The organism is Flavobacterium sp. (assembly GCF_036405015.1).
GTDB lineage: Bacteria > Bacteroidota > Bacteroidia > Flavobacteriales > Flavobacteriaceae > Flavobacterium.
The window spans coordinates 1-20746 of record NZ_DASWYK010000129.1 but is presented as its reverse complement, the minus strand read 5'-3'; the positions used below and the strand labels follow the sequence as shown (position 1 = coordinate 20746).

The 20746-nt window shown below is 34.8% G+C and carries 16 protein-coding genes; 4 read left to right on the top strand and 12 right to left on the bottom strand.

Annotated features, from left to right (window positions below):
- Positions 1-77 precede the first annotated feature (77 nt).
- Complete coding sequence (locus VGE71_RS09885) at positions 78-3131, bottom strand: DNA polymerase III subunit alpha (RefSeq protein ID WP_331138182.1); 3054 nt, start codon at positions 3129-3131, stop codon at positions 78-80.
- A gap of 3 nt (positions 3132-3134) precedes the next feature.
- The gene (gene dinB / locus VGE71_RS09880; RefSeq protein WP_331138181.1) at positions 3135-4316 is read right to left on the bottom strand and encodes a DNA polymerase IV; all 1182 of its coding nucleotides are present in this window, start codon (positions 4314-4316) and stop codon (positions 3135-3137) included.
- Positions 4317-4403: 87 nt separating this feature from the next.
- On the opposite strand from dinB, the gene VGE71_RS09875 reads away from it, so the two are divergent.
- From VGE71_RS09875 to VGE71_RS09860, 4 genes are read left to right on the top strand one after another with little or no spacing between them, the layout of a single operon-like run.
- Entirely contained in the window at positions 4404-5177 is a 774-nt protein-coding gene (locus tag VGE71_RS09875; RefSeq protein ID WP_144215137.1) for an XRE family transcriptional regulator, read from the top strand.
- Between the two features lie 34 nt (positions 5178-5211).
- Positions 5212-5706: a hypothetical protein gene (locus VGE71_RS09870; RefSeq protein ID WP_331138180.1), complete on the top strand. Its 495-nt coding sequence runs from the start codon at positions 5212-5214 to the stop codon at positions 5704-5706.
- Positions 5707-5746: 40 nt separating this feature from the next.
- Positions 5747-6241 carry a hypothetical protein gene (locus VGE71_RS09865; RefSeq protein WP_331138179.1) on the top strand — a complete coding sequence of 165 codons (495 nt, stop codon included), beginning with the start codon at positions 5747-5749 and terminating at the stop codon, positions 6239-6241.
- The gene (locus VGE71_RS09860) at positions 6238-6687 is read left to right on the top strand and encodes a GNAT family N-acetyltransferase (protein ID WP_331138178.1); all 450 of its coding nucleotides are present in this window, start codon (positions 6238-6240) and stop codon (positions 6685-6687) included. Before VGE71_RS09865 ends, VGE71_RS09860 begins: the two co-directional genes overlap by 4 nt.
- Before the next feature lie 113 nt (positions 6688-6800).
- On the opposite strand, the gene VGE71_RS09855 is transcribed toward VGE71_RS09860, so the two are convergent.
- The 10 genes from VGE71_RS09855 to VGE71_RS09810 all read right to left on the bottom strand — a co-directional run.
- Positions 6801-8516, bottom strand: coding sequence for a sensor histidine kinase (locus tag VGE71_RS09855; protein ID WP_331138177.1), 1716 nt, complete (start codon positions 8514-8516; stop codon positions 6801-6803).
- A 210-nt stretch (positions 8517-8726) separates the two neighbouring features.
- Positions 8727-9848 carry a sensor protein KdpD gene (locus VGE71_RS09850; RefSeq protein ID WP_331138176.1) on the bottom strand — a complete coding sequence of 374 codons (1122 nt, stop codon included), beginning with the start codon at positions 9846-9848 and terminating at the stop codon, positions 8727-8729.
- Between the two features lie 228 nt (positions 9849-10076).
- The gene (locus VGE71_RS09845) at positions 10077-11153 is read right to left on the bottom strand and encodes a porin (RefSeq protein ID WP_331138175.1); all 1077 of its coding nucleotides are present in this window, start codon (positions 11151-11153) and stop codon (positions 10077-10079) included.
- Positions 11154-11587: 434 nt separating this feature from the next.
- The gene (locus VGE71_RS09840) at positions 11588-12139 is read right to left on the bottom strand and encodes a K(+)-transporting ATPase subunit C (RefSeq protein ID WP_331138174.1); all 552 of its coding nucleotides are present in this window, start codon (positions 12137-12139) and stop codon (positions 11588-11590) included.
- A 148-nt stretch (positions 12140-12287) separates the two neighbouring features.
- Positions 12288-14345, bottom strand: a complete 2058-nt coding sequence (kdpB, locus tag VGE71_RS09835) for a potassium-transporting ATPase subunit KdpB (RefSeq protein WP_331138173.1) — start codon at positions 14343-14345, stop codon at positions 12288-12290.
- Positions 14346-14530: 185 nt separating this feature from the next.
- Positions 14531-16249, bottom strand: a complete 1719-nt coding sequence (gene kdpA, locus VGE71_RS09830) for a potassium-transporting ATPase subunit KdpA (protein ID WP_331138172.1) — start codon at positions 16247-16249, stop codon at positions 14531-14533.
- Positions 16250-16350: 101 nt separating this feature from the next.
- Positions 16351-16428 carry a K(+)-transporting ATPase subunit F gene (gene kdpF / locus VGE71_RS09825; protein WP_073489533.1) on the bottom strand — a complete coding sequence of 26 codons (78 nt, stop codon included), beginning with the start codon at positions 16426-16428 and terminating at the stop codon, positions 16351-16353.
- A 167-nt stretch (positions 16429-16595) separates the two neighbouring features.
- Positions 16596-16877, bottom strand: a complete 282-nt coding sequence (locus VGE71_RS09820; RefSeq protein ID WP_223710149.1) for a DUF7674 family protein — start codon at positions 16875-16877, stop codon at positions 16596-16598.
- A gap of 452 nt (positions 16878-17329) precedes the next feature.
- Positions 17330-18673 carry a sigma-54 dependent transcriptional regulator gene (locus VGE71_RS09815; RefSeq protein WP_331138171.1) on the bottom strand — a complete coding sequence of 448 codons (1344 nt, stop codon included), beginning with the start codon at positions 18671-18673 and terminating at the stop codon, positions 17330-17332.
- Between the two features lie 276 nt (positions 18674-18949).
- Positions 18950-20746, bottom strand: a 1797-nt coding sequence (locus VGE71_RS09810; RefSeq protein WP_331138170.1) for a M1 family aminopeptidase, incomplete at its 5' end; no start/stop codon positions are given.

Genomic DNA, 20746 nt, shown 5'->3' with positions numbered 1-20746 from the left:
AGTTTTCAATCTCAGTCTCAGTATTCAGTTAATCTAGTCATCAAAGAAATACTGAAAACTGAGACTGCGACTGAAAACTAAAACTTCATTCGATGTCTAGGCATATTAATTTCATGTGCTGACGGATACGGTTTTCTATTCGTCATACTTATATCTTCTTTAATTTGATTTTGAGTTCGATACTGATCCTTAGCATCCATATATCGCGGATCTGGAATAAAAGGCATTTTTGCCATTTTGAGAATCGTAATAGTAGGGAAGTGGTAATCAACTTCGACATTTCCAAGCAACAGATAACAGCCTCCGCCCTGAAAAGGATGTTGTGCCAGACTATCTGGAAAATGAGCCGTATCAAAATAAGTTCCCTCATGATCAATCCAAGTTCCAAAATACATCGTGCCTTTCTTGGTCGGAACGTGTTTTCTGGAAATAAGGTATGCCAGCATTTTTACTTGTTTTTTATGATATTTCACCAAATCTTTCGCCATTATATTACCGCGGTATTTTGTTTGTAATAAATCGAAAACGGTACACGAAACGGGAAAACTCAACAATTCGATTTCGTCAAAAGCATCTTCAAAAACAGAGCGTTCCAAAACTGGTAATTTAAATTCTTTAGCTGGTTCTTGAAGTAGTTTTAAGTTTCTGTTTTCGGGCTTAAAATTGTTCAGTAATAAACTCGCAGTAATCAAAAGCTGATTTTTTGTTTTTCCTGTAAAACGAAAAGCGCCAATGAAAATGAGTACTTTAATACCTTCAATCCCAATCGGAATGCGATTGATGAAATCTTCTAAAGAAAGAAAATCACCGTTTTTTTCTCTTTCAGATTCAATTAAATGGGCAATTTTAGATTCCAGACTCTGTATATGCATAAAACCTAAATAAATATCGGTTCCATATAAAGTCGTTTGATATTCGCTTTTATTCACACACGGATTATGAACCGTTCCGCCCGACATTCGCGCTTCGTGTACATAAACTTCCGTTCTGTAAAATCCGCCTTGATTGTTGATTACCGCGGTCATAAATTCGACTGGATAATTGACTTTCAAATACAAACTCTGATAACTTTCAACAGCATAAGAAGCCGAGTGCGCTTTGCAAAAAGAATATCCAGCAAAAGATTCGATCTGACGGTAAATTTCCTGACTCAAAGTTTCAGGATGTCCTTTTTGAGCACAGCTTGCAAAAAAGTTGTCTTTTACTTTTTGAAGCGCTTCGAGCGATCTTCCTTTTCCAGACATGGCACGACGCAAAATATCACCATCAGGAGCGGGAAGTCCGCCGTAATGTTGAGCGATTTTAATCACATCTTCTTGATAAACCATAATCCCGTAGGTTTCACCAAGATGCTCTCTAAAAACCTCATGAAAATATTCAAACTGATTTGGATTGTTATGGCGAAAAATATACTCTTTCATCATTCCCGATTGCGCAACCCCGGGACGAATAATAGACGAAGCGGCAACGAGAATTTTATAATTATCACAATTCAATCGGCGCAATAATCCGCGCATCGCTGGACTTTCGATATAAAAACAGCCAATCGTATCTCCTTTTGCTAAATGAAAATTGCAAACCGCTTCATCTTTAGAAATCGAAGTATTGCGAATGTCAACTTTTATCCCTCGATTTTTTTCAATCAGTTTTACGCTGTCATCAATATGTCCGATACCGCGCTGACTTAAAATATCAAATTTGTCAAAACCGATTTCCTCAGCAATATGCATATCAAAAAGTACAATTGGAAAACCTTTTGGAGGCATTTCTAAAGGCGTATAATTTGTAATTGGTTCTTCGGAAATAATAATTCCGCAGGCATGCATACTACGTTGATTTGGGTATTTCCCCATCATATGCCCATATTCCTGAACCAATCTCACGATTTTATTTGTTGGGTGAAGTTCTTCTGGATTTTTTGCCAAAACATCCAATTCTTCTTTCGGAAGACCAAAAACTTTTCCAACTTCTCTAAAAATAGAACGATATTTAAATTCAACATTAGTTCCGCAGAAAGCAACATGTTCTTTGCCGTATTTTTCGAATATATATTCTAAAATCACATTACGTTCCTGCCAGCTCCAGTCAATATCAAAATCGGGTGGCGTTTTACGGTTAAGATTTAAAAAACGTTCAAAATACAAATCAAGTTCTATCGGACAGATATCTGTAATTCCGAGACAATAAGCGATAATGCTGTTGGCGCCACTTCCGCGCCCGATGTGCATAAAACCTAGTTCCGTGCTGTGTCGAACAATATCCCAAGTAATTAAGAAATAACCACTAAATTCTAGTTCGTCAATTACTTTCAGTTCTTTTTTTACACGTGCTTCGGCTTGCGGATTTTCTTTTCCATATCTTTTTTCAAAACCGTCTTCAGCTAATTCGGTTAATTTTTTTAAATCACCTTCACGACTTCCTGTGAAGAATTTTTTATTTTTTTTAATTGAAAAATCATATTGAAAATTACATTCGTCAATGATGCGTTGCGTATTTGAAATGATTTCAGGATATTTTTCATAAAAAGGCAAAAGCGCTTCTAAAGGTTTTATGAAATCTGAAGTTTTGCAATAATCTGCTTCGGTAAGTTTTGATAGAATAATATTCGTATCAATTGCTCGAAGGACTTTATGCAGATTGTATTCTCTTTTACAGCTAAAAGTTACGGGTTGTAAAACCACCATTTTAGCCATTTTATTTTTATGTTTGGAAGTCAGAAGACTTGAAACTTCTTCAGGACGAATACCGATAAATTCATTTTCATAAAGTGTTTCGGGAGCATTTTCTAAAGTATAAATCAAAAAAGCCGATTCAAATTTTGGAGCACGCAAAGGCAAAACTTCTCCGCTGAAATTATGATCCGTTAAAAAACGATTCATTTCAGCTAAACCTTCCGCATTTTTAGCCAAACCAATATATCTGAATTCATGATTGCAACGAAATTCCATTCCAATCAAAGGCTTGATTCCCCTTTTTTCACATGCTCTTATAAAATCATAAATTCCGGTTACCGTATTAATATCTGTCAATGCCATTGCTTTTAAACCATGCGAAACCGCCTGCTCGATAAGTTTATCGAGCGGAATCGTGCCGTAACGCAGAGAATGATAGGAATGACAATTGAGATACATGATTTATTTAGTACGTTTTAAAATTTCGTCCTTATTATTTGGTTTGAAAGAAGCTCCAGCACAACGCATAACGGCATCAAAACCATAACGACTTTTCATTTTGTCCATGGCTTCATAAAGTGCGAGCATTTCCTGAGTATCTTCAAAAAGATCAATTTGATACGTTCCGCGCACTAATCCGCTGAAGCGAACTCCAATCAGACGCAGACGCATACGACGCTGATAGACTTTTTCAAAAAGTTCCATTACATTTTTGGTCAAAACATGATCGGCAGAAGTATAAGCGACCCGACATTGTTTGGTTTCGGTATCAAAATTGGCGTAACGAATTTTAACCGTAACGGTTGAAGTCAGCCATTGTTCAGAACGTAACTGAAAAGCCAGTTTTTCGACCATTCCCAAAAGCACTCTTTTCAATTTTGCAATATCAATTGTATCCTGAGAAAAAGTATGTTCTGTCGAAATAGATTTTCTTTCACTATATGGTTCTACAGGCGTATGGTCGATTCCGTTGGCTTTTTTCCAAATATCGAGACCGTTTTTTCCAATCATTTGCTGTAAAACCTCGGCAGGCATTTCGGCTAAAGTTTGAATTTTGCGAACGCCAATTCGGGACAAAAGCTGAAATGTTACAGTTCCGACCATTGGTATTTTCTGAATCGAAAGCGGATTCAAAAAAGTCTGTACTTTATGTTCCGGAATTTCAAGATTCCCTACTGGTTTTCCTTCGCCTGTAGCGATTTTAGAAACCGTTTTATTGATTGATAATGAAAAACTAATCGGTAATCCAGTTTCTTTAATTACTTTTTGAGCCAATTCATCGGTCCATTTATAACTTCCGTGAAAACGATCCATTCCAGTAATATCCAAATAAAATTCATCAACACTTGCTTTTTCTAAAACAGGCGCTTTTTCTTGTAGAATTTCGGTTACATCATGAGACATTTTTGAATATAATTCCATGTCGCCTTTGATAATTTTTGCATCGGGACAAAGCTTCATCGCCATTGCAATAGGCATTGCAGAACGAACTCCAAATTTGCGCGCCTCATATGAGCATGAAGCTACGACACCGCGATCTCCTCCACCTATAATAAGCGGAATTCCGTTAAGTTCAGAATTAGTGAGTCGTTCGCAGGATACAAAAAAGGTATCCAAATCCATATGTACAATTGCCCGTGCCATTTTCCTTTTGTTTTTGTATGAAACAAAATTAGTACAGATTAGAACATTTTGTGTATATTTGCTGTTCCAAATTATAACAAATTCATTATGTCCTTATTTTCAGACAACATCAGAGCATTAAGGGTTAAGCATAAAATATCTCAAGAGAAATTAGCTGAAAACCTTAGCATTACCAGAGGTAGATACGTAAAATACGAAGACGGAACTTCGGAAGCACCGTATGATATTTTAAAGAAGATTGCATTGTATTTTCATATGAGTATTGACTTGATATTATCGGTTGATATCCGCAAAATTGATGTGCAAAATTTGATAAAACTAGAAGGCAATCGACTTATTTTGCCCATTCAAGTAGATAGTTTTGGAGAAAATTTTATTGAAATTGTATCTCAAAAAGCAAAAGCAGGTTATCTAAACGGATATGCTGATCCAGAATATATTGAAAGTTTACAGCAGATTACGCTTCCGTTTTTAGGACCAGGAAAACACCGCGGATTTCCCGTTGAAGGCGATTCAATGCCTCCACACGAAGACGGTTCTATTATTATAGGTCGTTATGTAGAAAAGCTGGGAGAGGTGATGGACGGAAAAACTTATATCCTGATTACCAAAAATGAAGGAATGGTTTACAAACGTCTCAATAAAAATAAAAAGAACAGTTTGGTTTTAGAATCAGACAACAGTTTTTATCCAAATTATGAAGTGAAAGCTTCGGACATTTTGGAGATTTGGGAATACGAATGCAACATCGGACGCTCGGATAAAAAGCAGGAAACGACAGAAACTGGAGCAATGAAAGATTTGCTTTTAGAATTGAAACGTGAAGTTCGAGAGATTAAGAATAATACTTCGAATGCTTAAAAAGTTTATATTAGCTTAAAGAAAAATATTTTTTATGAAGCGATATCTAGTAATGCTTTTTGTATTTATAAGCAGTTTTTATGGATTTAGTCAAAGCTTGCCTAGTGAACCTGCAAATGGCTTTGCTTTTCCGATAGGATCTAAATTCACGATCAAATTAGTTCCAATTGATTCTGTTAGTTTTAATTATTCAATTGTAAAATTTGAACCATTTACCGAGATGATCGATACTTTTGACAATGAGAATCTTTTTAGTAAAAGTGGAGAAGAAGATACAGTTGATTTTTATTTCTGTTTAGGAACAAGAGGAGAAACAGAAGATGAAAAGAAAAAGAATATGAAAGTGCTGTTAATCTTTAAAAACAGGTCTAAATATTCTATGACTTATAATTCCGATATTCAAAGAAAAGAAGACGGAGAATACGAGAAAACTTCAAATATGGGTGCATATGCAGGAGTAAAGGGAACTGAAATGTGGCCTTACATGATACACTCAATTGGTTTAAACGATTTTAAAAGGAATAAGTAAATTGTGTTTGTCAATGAAAATTGGAACTGAAAATATACTTATGAAAGTAACTCAATTTATATTTTGCCTCTTACTATCTAACGTTGTTTTAAGCTGTAAAAAGGAGAATATAAAACAGGAATCTGTTTTTGTAAAAACATGGTACGATACAGAAATGGATATTCCATACATGGCAAGATTTGAAATAAATAAAGACCACACTTTTAAATTTATTGGAGGAGCTTGTACAGCTAGTTTTCATTCTAATGGGAATTGGGTAGAAAACAACGACACATTAATTTTAAACAGTGTGCTTCCTAAAGAATGTTTTCAGATGAATGAATTTGGGAAAATGTGTTATTCTAAAGAAGAAATTGAAAAATTAAGATTTATTAAAACCATAAAGGATTGTGACCCAAAAAATGATGATAGTTTTGAAAATTTCAGAAACGAAAAATTTTATTTAAGAAATGATTCTCTGATTTTGAAAAAAGACAAAAAAGAGAAATGTACTGAAAAAGAAATTGTGTTTTTTAAATATGAAAAACAAAGATGAATATCCAAAAAGCTAAAATCGAAGACCATATCCGTTTAACGGAAATAACCAAAAAGTCAAAAGCCTATTGGGGATATTCTGAAGAACAATTGGAAAAATGGAGTAATAATCTAACCATTACAGAAGATTATATCGAAAAAAATCCTGTTTTTAATTTGGTTGAAGAAAATCAGATTGTTGGTTATTATTCTTATTTGAAAAAAGAAGATAATCAGGTAAAATTGGACAACTTATTTATTTTGCCTGAATATATTGGAAAAGGATTTGGTTCTTTTTTGATGGATGATTTTTTAGAAAGAATGCGAAATGAAAAATACAAAAAAATCATTTTAGACTCAGAACCTAATGCCGAACAATTTTATCAGAAAATTGGATTTGTAAAAATTGGAGAATTTGAAACTTCAATTAAAAATAGATTCATGCCGATTATGGAAATGAGTTTATAATTTAGTTTTCCGCCACGAATTCACGAATTATTTCAAATCAAAATTCGGGAATTCGTGGCGGAAAAAAATAGAGACAAAGTCATTAAAAAATCTTTATAATCTGTGGCAAAAAACTAAACCTTCAACGTAAACCAAAAAGTACTTCCCAATCCTAAATTACTTTCTACGCCAACATTTCCGTTTTGAGCTTCAATAAATTCCTTGCTAATCGCTAAACCCAATCCCGTTCCTGATTTCTGACTTCCTGGAATCTGAAAATATTTATCGAAAACTTTGTCTTTATATCTTGGTTCAATTCCTTTTCCAGTATCAATAACCTGAAAAACCATTTGGTTATTTTCTTCTTTTAATTTAATGAGAATTGTACTTTTTTCAGATGAATACCTGATAGCATTCGACAAATAATTAATCAAAACCCAGCCTGTTTTTTCAGCATCGGCTTTTACGTTTTTTAGATTTTCATTAGCATCAATAATTAACTGAATCTGTTTTTGATCTGCTTGAACTTTTACAGCTTCTACAGCATACCGTACAATTTCATGCGGATTGCTTTTACCAATATTCAGCTGAATATTTCCCGTTTCTAATTGTGATAAATTCAGTAATTCGCCTGTGATTTTCAACAAACGCTGACTGTCATCTTTAATACTTTCTACCAATTGTTTCTGATCTTCGTTCATATCGCCAGTTTTGGAATTTTCAAGCAATTGAAGACTTAATTTTATTGAAGCAATTGGGGTTTTTAATTCGTGCGAAACGGTCGCAATAAAATTAGTTTTAGCAAAATCCAATTCTTTAAAAAGCGTAATATTTCGAAGAATAATGACATCTCCAATATTGATTTCTTTTTCTTCGCCAGTTGGCGTTATGGTAATATTGTGGATTTCCTTTTCGAAATAACTTTCTTTTCCGTGAGCAAAAATTTTGAGAGGCTGTTTTTTTGGAGTTTCATTTTCTTTCAGAATTAAAGAACGAATCAAATCATTAGAAACCGCCAATTCAGAAGAAGGTTTTCCAATAATATCTTCCGATTTCAAACCGATAATTTTTAGTGCTTCATCATTCGCAAACAAAACAATTCCTTCGTTATCCAAACCAATAATCGGATCATTCATATTATTGATAAGTGTTTCCAGTCGTTTTTTCTCAAAAAGGAGTTTATAAACATTACTGTCATGATATTCTTCCAGTTTTTGAGCCATCGTATTAAACGACTTGGCTAAATCTCCAAATTCGCTGTGGCTCGTAAAATGAACACGTTCAGAATAATTTTTATTGGCAATTTCCTTAATACTCAAGGTTAATTCCTTAATCGGATTCGCAATATTATTCGGAAGATTAACTAATAAATTAAAAGCAATCAGAAAGCATAATGTCCCCACAATTGCAATCGACAAATTAGCCGTTTCAGCAGATTGTTTTGCGATGTCACTTTTCTGTTTTATAGCGTCGAGATTCAGCTTCATAATAGCAAAAATATCCTGACGAATTTGTGCTTTTACAGTTTCATCAGAATTGTTTTTAGCGAGAAGAGCGAAACTTTCTTTCAGTTTTTCAGTCGCTTGTTTTTCGCCTGGTTCTGTAATATTTCGGGTTTGCTTTTCGAGATTTTCTTCAAAATTCAAAATCGTTTTTTTCGAATCTGATTTCATTCCGTCCAAAGCAAAAATCATATTTCGCGAATATTCCAACGTATTGTAATTGGATTTCAGAATATTCTCGGTGTCCTGCTTAATCAAAAAAACAGAGTAAGCACTCACTAACGAGAGAATGATGATCATTAAAAATAACAATCCAACACCCAGATTCAATTTGGTTTTAATTCTCATTTTATAAAACAATTTTTTGAACCATATAAGGCATATAAGAAAATTTAAGCTTTGTTTTTTAACCGCAAAGGCGCTAAGATTTCGCAATGCACGCAAAGATTAGATTAAAAAACTCTAGCGACCTTTGCGTAAAACCTTGCGTCTTTGCGGTTAAATGTCAACGGTCCTAATTTAAATGAACTTATATGACTTATATGGTTTAATATTTTTTCATGACAAGATTACAAGATCGACATTTGATAACGACAATTTATTTAATAAACGCCTGAAAATTGTTGTAGACAAAATTACTTTAAATAAATTCAAATGCGGTTTTCCAATGCAGACAGTTGTAATTTGTTTTTCTTCTACGGTTGTCAAAATTGCATTGGCAATATTCGAATTTTCAAGTTTAATAACTTCAGCACCCAATTGCACAGCGAGTTTAAAGTTATTAATTAAATGTCTTTGTTTGTCAAGTGCAATTCTTGTACTGCTTTCTTGTGGAGTTTCGACATACAGAACATACCAGATTCCGTTGTAATAACTTGCCAATCGTGCCGCTTTTCTAATCACAATTTTAGCTGTTTTATCATTACTGCTTATGCAGGCTAACAATTTTTCATGTCGCAAAGCATGCAGATTCGGAACTTCGTTTTCTACTTTTCGAACGACTTGACTTGCAACTTCTTTCAAAGCCAATTCACGCAACTGTAGAATTTGTTCCGACTTGAAAAAGTTCTGCAAAGCCATCTGAATTTTATCGGCCGTATAAATTTTACCTTCTTTCAAACGCGCAATCAAATCTTCCGAAGTCAAATCGATATTCACCACTTCATCTGCGAGACGTAAAACATTATCCGGAATTCTTTCCTGAACATCAATGTTTGTAATACGTTTAACATCTTCATTTAAACTCTCAATGTGCTGAATATTTACGGCTGAAATCACATTAATTCCCGCTTCTAGAATTTCCAAAACATCCTGCCAACGTTTTTCATTTTTGCTTCCTTCCACATTTGTATGCGCCAATTCATCAACGATAACCACCTCTGGTCTAAGGTTGATGATGGCCTGAACATCAAGTTCTTCGAGTTCTTTTCCTTTATAAAAAATAGTCCGTCGCGGAATAATCGGAAGACCAGACAATAACTCATGCGTTTCTTTTCGCATATGCGTTTCGATGTAGCCAATTTTTACATCGATTCCGTTTTTCAATAGCGAATGCGCTTCCTGAAGCATACGGAAAGTTTTGCCCACACCAGCGCTCATTCCAATGTAGATTTTAAATTTTCCTTTTCGAGATTTCTGAATCAAATCCAGAAAATGCTGTGCGTTATTTTCGTTTTCCATTTTTAGTTTTTTTGCCACTAAGGCGCTAAGACACTAAGTTTTTTTAAGCCACAGATTATACAGATTAAAATGATTTTTAAATCACTTTGTCTAGATCATTTGCCACGAATTGCACGAATTAGCACAAATTTTATTTTAAAATTAATCAAAATATAATTCTCGAAAATTCGTGTAATTCGTGGCAAAAAATAATCCCTTTAATCTGTGAAATCTGTGGCAAAAACTATTCTAGAAACTAATCGCCAGTGCTGTCGTTACAAAAGTATTCGTATCTGTTGGCAGATTGTTTTTGGTGAAAATTTCATCTTTGCTTGACAGATTTCTCGCTTCAATTCTAAACATAACATTATCAGTAATTAAGTAATCAAAGTTAGCTGAAAATCCGTAGGTTTTGAAACCGTTTGGCGTTGAGGTTGCGATAATTACACCTTTTTCATCGCTGTAATATTCACCTCGTGCTGCCAATTGAATTTTATCAGTTGGTTTGTATTGCAGAATCACAACAGGCGAAAACCACGTATCATATTTGTTACTATTTTTAGCCGATTGCTGCGAACCGATATCAAAACCAGCCGTTATATTAGTCTTTTCTGTTACTTTGAATTGTCCGTAGAAATTATTAAAGTAACGCCATTTTTTGTCCATATCAGGCTGTTCGTTTCCGGCATATGTGCTCCAATTCAAAACCACTTTTTCAGTAGGTTTATACGTAACCTGCGTTCCAAAAGCAGGAGTTTGATTTCCGTCGATTTTCTGAATTCTCTGCCAGCCGTTTAAATACATCGCCGCCAAATACCATTTTCCAGAATCAGAAGTGTAGCCAATTTTTACGCCTGCTTCATAATAAGGCGAATTCTCAGCCAGAATGCTTCGGGTTAAATTCGCGCAGTCTTTTCCAATCGCACTTTCAAAACCAATATGCGATGGGATAATTCCCGCATCAATCCATAAATCATGCTTTTGCGAAATCTTCACGCCAACATTCGCTTCATAAATATTTTTCAATAAATCCTGCTCAGCCGACATATTATATTGCGCATAAGTTCCCGCCATCAAAGCAAAATTTCCTCGTACATTTTCTTTTGAATAATTCACTTTTGCCAACCCCAAATTCAGGTTCACTTCATTGCTTCGGTTATAATTATAAAAAAAGTTTGGCCGTGTATGATTTTCCGGTTTCTCGAAATCATAACTATAATAAACGTCTACATATCCCGAAAACGTAAACGGACTTTTAGATTCTTCTTGTGCATGTAAATTGCTAAAACCAAAAGCGATTAAAGCAGTAAGTATTATTTTTTTCATTGTTAATTGTGGTATTCAACCCAAAAGGGTAATTAATTTATTTAGTAGATTTTTTAGGAGCTATTTCCCGCTATCCGTTTCAATCTTTTCCTGGCTAAAGAAGCCAGAAAAAGGATTTCCACTACTATCGGTGCTAGGGCATTTGGGGTAAAAAGGCGTCTAGTATCCTAATAGGTTTTCAAAACCTGTTAGGTATTTAATTTTAAGTTTAGTTTCTGCGTTAAGTTTGTCATTTCGACTGAAAGGAGAAATCTCCGCAAGAAACTCCACACAGAGAATCGACAATACTTTGACGAGCTACTTGCGGAAATTCTTCGTTCCTCGGGATGACAAACATTGTGGTTACTGGATTATAAGTTCTATCATACCTACAAGGTTTTAAAAACCTTGCAGGAGAAAAACTTAGTATCTCAGAACCTTAGCATCTTAGAGCTTTAGCGAATCGCATCCAAAGCCATATTCAACTCCAAAACATTCACAGTTTCAGGTCCAACAACAGCCGTATTAATTTTAGATTCCACCAAAGCTTTTACTTTAGCTTCAGCTAAATTTCGTTTTTTGGCCACACGTTTCACTTGAACCAAAGCACCTTGTGGAGAAATATTCGGGTCTAAACCACTTCCTGAAGCAGTAACCATATCAGCTGGAATTTCAGCTTTTTTCAAGTACGGATGAACGACAAGAAAAGTGTCAATTCTCTTCTGAACCAAAGCTAAATACTCAGTATTGCTTGGACCTTTATTGCTTCCGGCACTTCCCGAAGCATTGTAATCAACTGCAGAAGGTCTTCCCCAGAAATAATTCGATTTATCGAACTTTTGTCCGATTTTTTGATAACCAATCACTTTTCCGTTAAGCGAAAGTGTTTCTCCTTTTCCTTGATTAGGAGCAATTTGTGCGATTCCGTAAATCGCAAGAGGATAAATAACTGCGAATAAGATTAAAGTAACCGCAGTAAGTTTTAGGAGTGAAAATATAGATTTCATTTTTTTGAGATTCTAAGGTTCTGAGATGTTGAGGTTCTAAGCTTTTTTTGTTTGAGCCTAGCAATTCAGAACCAATGTTTTTATTTTGAGTTTTTTAATGGGTTCTAGTTTTTTACGATTCTAAAAGAAACCTTAGTTCCTCAGAACCTTACATAAACAGAGCAACTAATAAATCAATAACTTTTATCCCGATAAACGGAACAATCAAACCGCCTAAACCATAAATCAAAAGATTACGTTTTAAAATGGCGCTCGCACCAATCGGACGATATTCAACACCTCTCAACGCCAGCGGAATTAAAATCGGAATGATAATCGCATTGAAAATTACAGCCGATAAAATGGCACTTTCGGGACTGTGCAAATGCATAATGTTCAAACCTTGCAGTGCTGGAATTGCCGTAATAAAAAGCGCAGGAACGATAGCAAAATATTTAGCAACGTCATTAGCGATAGAGAAAGTAGTTAAAGTTCCGCGGGTCATTAAAAGCTGTTTCCCAATTTCGACAATCTCGATAAGTTTTGTTGGGTCATTGTCAAGATCAACCATGTTTCCGGCTTCTTTAGCCGCCTGAGTTCCGCTGTTCATGGCAACGCCTACATTGGCTTGGGCAAGGGCAGGAGCATCATTTGTTCCGTCACCCATCATGGCAACAAGGCGACCTTCAGCTTGTTCTTTTCGGATGTAATTCATTTTATCTTCAGGCTTCGCTTCAGCGATAAAATCATCAACTCCGGCTTTTTCGGCAATAAACTTAGCGGTAAGTGGATTGTCACCCGTAACCATAACCGTTTTGATTCCCATTCTGCGTAAGCGTTCAAAACGTTCTTTCATTCCGGTTTTAATGATATCCTGCAATTCGATAACACCTTGGATTTCGTTGTTTTTGATTACGACTAAAGGCGTTCCTCCGTTAGAAGAAATTGAAATAACTTGTTGCAAAGTATCTTCAGGGAAAGCATTTCCAGCTTGTTCTGCGATTTTTTTAGCAGCATCTTGTGCACCTTTTCGAATATTGGTTCCGTCTTTTAAAACAACACCCGAAGTTCGGGTTTCAGCAGTAAATTTGATGGTGTGTGAAATATCTGAAGTCGTTTGTAAAAAACTGGCTTTCGATTCATTTTTTACATCAATCATTTCGCTTAATTCTAGAATACTTTTCCCTTCAGGCGTATCATCGGCAAGCGAACTCAACACAGCAGATTTAACGAAATCTTCAAAAGAAATACCTTTTGTTGGATAGAAGTTAGTTGCTTTTCGGTTTCCAATGGTTATTGTTCCTGTTTTATCCAAAAGCAAAACGTCAATATCGCCCGCAGTTTCAACCGCTTTACCCGATTTTGTAATCACGTTAGCGCGCAAAGCTCTGTCCATTCCCGCAATTCCAATCGCAGAAAGTAAGCCTCCAATTGTCGTTGGAATCAAACAAACAAACAAAGCAATAAAAGCAGCAATAGTAATAGGAGCGTTGGCGTAATCGGCAAAAGGTTTTAAGGTAACGCAGACAATCACGAAGATTAAGGTAAAAGCAGCTAACAAAATAGTCAGTGCAATTTCGTTTGGCGTTTTCTGACGGCTTGCACCTTCAACCAAAGCAATCATTTTATCCAAAAAGCTTTCGCCAGGTTCTGAAGTTACCTTTACTTTGATTTTATCAGACAATACTTTTGTCCCTCCTGTAACAGACGATTTGTCTCCGCCTGCTTCCCGAATTACAGGTGCACTTTCTCCCGTAATCGCACTTTCGTCGATTGTCGCAAGGCCTTCAATAATTTCTCCGTCGGCAGCAATTAAATCGCCCGCTTCGCAAATGAAAATATCGTCTTTTTTTAATTGAGAAGAACTGATGTTTCTGATTTCTCCATTTGGCAAAATCTGTCTTGCAGGAGTTTCTTCACGAGTTTTTCTTAAACTGTCGGCTTGTGCTTTTCCTCTGGCTTCAGCAATAGCTTCGGCGAAATTGGCAAACAAAAGCGTCACGAATAAAATTAGGAAAACAATTAAGTTGTAAATAAAACTGCCCTGATCTGTTGCGCCCATTAGGATTGAAACGCAAACGGCAAACATAATGGCGGTTCCAATTTCTACGGTAAACATTACCGGATTTTTAATCATCATTTTTGGATTCAGCTTCACAAAAGATTGCAATAAAGCTTCTTTTACCTGTTTGCTTTCAAACAATGATGTGGATTTTGTATTAGTCATTTCTTTATATTATTTAGTTGACTGTTTTCTAACACATAGAAACATAGATTTTACTTTGAGATTAAGTCGTTTCACTCGCATACATTCACATAGCTATGTGTGAAAAACGAGTTTTTCTTAGTCATCTTTTTTAAATTTTCATTCTATGTTTCTATGTGTTAAAATTTATTGTTAAGCATTATATGTTATAGTGAGAAGTATTCTGCCAATGGTCCCAATGCCAGCGCAGGAAAGAAAGATAAAGCAGCAACAATAGCGATTACAGCAAAAATCATAATTCCGAAAATTGTTGTATCTGTTTTTAAAGTTCCTGCACTTTCTGGAATGTATTTTTTGTTGGCTAATAAACCTGCAATTGCCAAAGGTCCAATAATCGGAATGAAACGACTTAGTAGCAAAACAATTCCTGTAGTGATATTCCAGAACGGATTATTATCTCCCAAACCTTCAAAACCAGAACCATTGTTAGCAGCGCTCGAAGTATATTCATATAACATTTCAGAGAATCCATGATTTCCTGGATTGTTTAGCCAGCCGGTTGCATTTCCGTTGAACCAATAACCCATCGCAGTATCATGAGCAGCAAAATAAGAAGCTAAAGCTGTTCCGGCTAGAATCAATAAAGGGTGAAGAATAGCGATAAAAGCAGCTATTTTGACTTCACGAGCTTCGATTTTCTTTCCGAAAAACTCAGGAGTTCGACCGACCATTAAACCTGAAATGAAAACTGCCAGAATGATGAAAATGTAAAAGTTGAGGTAGCCAACACCGCATCCGCCATAGAATACGTTAACCATCATGGCCAATAACTGCATCGCTCCAGAAACCGGCATCGAACTATCGTGCATACTGTTTACAGAACCTGTAGAAATCACTGTTGTAGCAATACTCCAGAAACCTGAAATAGCGGGTCCAAAACGGACTTCTTTTCCTTCCATTGCTCCATTTAACTGAGAAATCCCCATTTTTTCGATAGCAGGATTTCCACTGATTTCGCTTGAAATTGTCGGAATTACCAAGAGTAAAAAACCAACCGTCATTACACCAAAAATGATATAAGCGAATTTTTGTTTTTTAAGGAAGAAACCAAGTGCGAAAATCATCGCAAACGGAACAATCATCTGTGCCCAAAGTTCAACAGCATTGGTAAAATAAGTTGGATTCTCTAAAGGATGTGCAGAGTTCGCTCCGAAGAATCCACCGCCGTTTGTACCAATATGTTTAATAGCGATAAAAGCAGCTGCTGGTCCGCGAGAAACTTCAACGTGATCGCCTTGTAAAGTAGTAATAGTATCTTTTCCTTCAAAAGTCATTGGAGTGTCGCTGAAAACTAAAGCAGTTGCTACGATTGCTGAAAGAGGCAATAAAATACGAGTACAGCTTTTTACAAAATAGTTGTAGAAATTCCCCAGTTTGTCTGTGGTTCTTTCGCGCATAGCGGTAAAAACCATTACAGCGGCAGCAATTCCAACTCCAGCTGAAACAAATTGTAAAAACATCAAGACCATTTGCGATAAGTAAGAAACACCGCTTTCACCTGAATAATGCTGTAAATCGCAATTCACTAAAAACGAAATAGCCGTATTAAAAGCTAAATCGGGAGTCATCGATGGATTGTTATCTGGATTTAACGGTAAAGAACCCTGAAAAAGCAGCACAAAAAAACAGAGAAAAAACCAAAGCATATTGATGCTTAAAAGTGCTTTTAGATGCTGTTTCCAGTTCATTTCTTCAGCTGGATTGATACCGCTGATTTTAAAAATAAATTTTTCAAGCGGATTGAAAATCGGGTCAAGAAGTGTTTTGTTTCCTAAAAATACTTTAGCAATATATTTTCCAAAGGGAATCGCTAAAACAATAGTGAGGAGAAAAATACCTATGACACCTAGTAATTCTGTATTCATAATTTAGAGATTATTTTTTAAGATGTGAATGACTTGAAAATTGAAATAAGCAGAGAAAAGAATAGTTTAACCTCTTTACTTATAACGCTTAACTTCTCAAATCAGAATTTTTCAGGTTTAATTAATACATAAACCAAATACACGAAAACGGCAATGGAGACAATAAAGAGTGCAGTCATGATTAGATTTTTTCAAAGAATTCAACAGAGAGAAAACAAATGGCAAACAGTAAAACGGCTAGCCCGAGTAAAAGAAAAGTGACCATAATTATTTTAGAATTTAGAATTTAGATTTTAGATTGTTGCAGAAACGATTAAACAATTAAACAGTTAACCGATTAAACTTTTTAGACTCCTGAAGCATTAACCTGTTTGATATATTCTGCTTTAAGTGTTTGTGGGAAAAGATGCGAAATATTGCAGTGTCGCATTTCCATAAAAGACGAAACCGAAAAAACATACACGTTTGAAATAGCATTTTTAGTTTCGATGCTTCCGGTAATAAATAACCGCTCAGCAAGAGCTAAACATTTTTTAGCCCGAACGATATTTCCGCAGATAATATTTTTTTTAGTTATCTCAGCAAAGCGTTCCGCTTGTTTGTAAATAGAATTAACTTGATTTTTCATGAGAAGGAATTTTTATGTTCTTCCTCCTTATGCCAAAATATATTCCGAAAATGTAGAGTAGAGTGTAAGGTGTTGTAAAACAAGAAGTTGTTGTTTTGTACCAAGAAATGGACACAAAAAAAGCCTATCATTTTGATAAGCTTTTCTCGTTTTGATATGTTTCTGTTTCCATTTTGCAAGCTCCAGCGGAGCGAAATATTTATAGAAACAAATACGTATCATTATAAAAGCCCCAGCGGGGCGACATATTAGAATGTGGGTGTCGCTCCGCTGGAGCTTTTTATCAATGGGATTTATATTATTCTATAAATATTTCACTCCTCCGGAGCTTTTTTAATCAATGTATATAATGATTTTGAAATTTGATATTGCAATCGGCATTGGAATCTGGAATTTAATTTTTGGAATTTAAGCCCAGCATTGGAATTTGGAATTTTAAAAAATTGGAATTTCTATTGAATCCCATATTCCTCAATCTTTCTATACAAAGTCGCAATCCCAATTTCCAACAATCTAGCCGTTTCAGCCTTATTTCCTTTAGTATAATTTAAAACCTTTTGAATATGCAACTTCTCAATACTCTGCATTGAAAAAGCCGACATTGATTTTGCATTTTTTTCAGTTTGATGCTGCATTTCATAAGGCAGAACATCAGAAGTCAAAGTATCGCCACTGCTCAAAATAACCGATCTTTCAATAACATTTTTAAGTTCGCGGATATTTCCCGGCCAAGAATAATTTTCTAATTTCTCTATAAAACCGGCTGAGGTTTGTAAAGTCTTTTTATTCGTCTTTTCAGAAAACTGTTTTACATAATAATTCGCCAGCAACGGAATATCTTTAGCTCTTTCACGAAGTGAAGGCAATTTGATTTCGAAAATATTCAAACGGAAATACAAATCAGAACGGAAACGATGTGCTTCACTTTCTTCTTTTAAATCTCTGTTTGTGGCTGCAATTAATCTGAAATTCGATTTTTTAGAAGTCGTATCTCCAACGGGAATATATTCACTCGTTTCTAAAACACGCAATAATTTAGCCTGAAGATCGATTGGCATTTCTCCAATTTCATCCAAGAATAAAGTCCCACCATTTGCTTCCTCAATAAAACCTTTTTTATCTTTTAAAGCTCCTGTAAACGCACCTTGTTTATGGCCGAAAAGTTCACTTTCTAAGATTTCCTTGCTAAACGTACTGCAGTTCAAAGCCACAAAAGATTTTCCTGCACGATTGCTGTTTTCGTGAATTGCTTGTGCAAAAACCTCTTTTCCAGTTCCCGTTTCTCCAGTCAATAAAACAGTCGAATCAGTTTTGGCAACTTTTTGAGCCAAATCAATAACTTGCTCAATTCCTTTTGATTTTCCGATTATCGTATTGAAAGAATATTTATCGCCAATACGTTTCTCAAGCTGTTTTACTTTTTTCTGCAAATGTACTTTTTCGACCGCTTTATAAAGAAGCGGAATAATCTTGTCGTTGTCATCGCCTTTTACAATATAATCGAAAGCACCGTTTTTCATCGCCTGAACGCCATCAGGAATATTTCCAAAAGCTGTTAGCAAGATAATTTCTGTCAAAGGAAAACTGCTTTTTATGTTTTGAACAAAATCAACGCCATTTCCGTCAGGCAATTTTACATCACACAAAACAACATCAATATCGGTTTGTTCCAGTTTTTTAAAACCAGATTTTAAATCTTTCGCTTCAAAAACTTCAAATCCTTCCGATTTTATAATGCGAACCAGTAGACTTCTCAGTTTTTCTTCGTCGTCTATAATTAAAATTTTGTGTGTCATTTGCAGAGATGCTAAAACCAAGTTTGGTATTTGATGTACAAATTTAGGGTTAAAATCTATTCGCTTTTTTGATTGAGGATAAATTATTTTTTCATTTTGGTTCCAATTTTTTAACACATAGAATCATAGATTTTTCTTTTTTTACTAAAAGGCGTTCCAATTGCATTAATACACATAGTTTTCTATGTGTTAGAAACGAGTTTCTTTTAGTCTTCTCTTAGAAAAAGAAAAATCTATGATTCTATGTGTTTAAATAATTATGTGTAATGAAAAAACTTAATCAATCTCTTTCTCGTTGTCCTTTATAAAAGTGTCAATATTCATTAAATAAGGATCAATTACAATTCGTTGAGGTTTGTTTTTGATTTTAATATTGCCTTCAATTGTATTGTTTTTGATTGGAAAAGTATAACGGAATAACTTTCCGTTTTCATCATAAATTCCAATATCGATTGTTGTATCATTTTTAATTTGTTTGCGAATTCCTGTAGCATTTTCCAGATATTTTTTAGAATTGGCTTTAAAAGAAACTTTATAAAAACCATTCTTTTTTACACTTTCGACTTCAGAAATTTTAGAAGAATAGGTAATAATCTTTTTAAACATTTCATCTAGTTTTGGATGAAGTTTAGAATCAGTCACCAAATAAATCTCTTTCAGTAAATTTTCAGAATCCGGAATTGAATTAGGATATTTATAATGATCCAGGAAATTATGTAAAGCCAGATTTACTTTTTCTTCCCCAATTAAAATTCGTAGTTGATGCATCACCAGCATTCCTTTGTCATAAGGTAAATGTGGCGTTTCGTAATTCGTTTTATATAAAGGAGTTTCTGGATCATAACTTCGACTACTCAAATACAAATCCAAATGAATTTTTAATGTTTCAAGCGCTTTTTCCAAACCATGTTCTTTTTCATACAACATCAATTCGGTGTATTGCGCGAGCGTTTCAGTCAAAATCCAGCTTCCTTCTTTTTGTTCAGGACTAATCTGCGCATTGCCCCACCATTCATGCGACAATTCATGAGCTGTCAATTGATTGATGATATCTTCTTTATCACGATTATTTAAGTTGCTGTAAAACCCAAAATTCTCTTTCATGAAAACCGTCGACGGATAAGAAGTTGCAGCAAATCCATCCGCGAAAGCAGAAACTTCGGCATAACGAATGGTTTTATATGGATATTTTCCAAAGTTGTTTTGGCAATAATCCAAAGTGTTTTTTACATCTTGGATTAGTTTGGATACATTTCTAGAATGTCTTTTATCAAAATAAACCTCAATAGAAATTCCTTTATAATTTGTTTTTTGAACTTGATATTCGGCAGAAGAAAAAGCAAATCGAAACGGAACCTTTCCATTCGATTTATAATGAAAATAATTGCGATTGTCTTTTTTCCAATTTCCAATTAAATCTCCAATTCCAATTGCGGTTTGATTTTTAGAAGTCGAAACCACAACATCATAATCAATAAAATCATTTATCGTTTTCGATTTCTCTTCTAGCTTTTTAAGTGGAGTTTGCGGTTTTAAATGTCTTTTTGTTCGCTCTTTTTCACTGCTGATTTCATTAGAATCCTGATAACCAAAAGTTGGAAAATAACGGCTTATTCGCATAAACGAACCATTTTCAATAATCGAATTAAATGCAGTATGACCTTTAAATGGCGACCAAGTTGAGGTAAAAGCAAAACTCATTTTCATTTTTTGCTGAGGTTCTAATGGTTTTTCCAATCGATACCAATAATGCTGGAATTTAGAAACATCGCCCAGATTTTTAGCATTTTCAATTTCAACAGAAGTCAGTTTCGAATTGCGATCTATATATAGGAGTAAACTATCAATTCGTTTTTCCGAATTATTGATCAATTCATAATTGCCTTTTACTTCATAACGATTTTCTTCAGGAAACAAATCGACTTTACTTTTTACCGCAATAATCGTTGGCTGGGCAAGATTCGTATATTTTTTAAACTGTTTTTCGTATTGCTCGCTCCAATTGTTCTGATTGTCTTTAGTCAAATACGGATATTCAATATTCGTTTTATAAAAAAGATAACTTCCAAAACC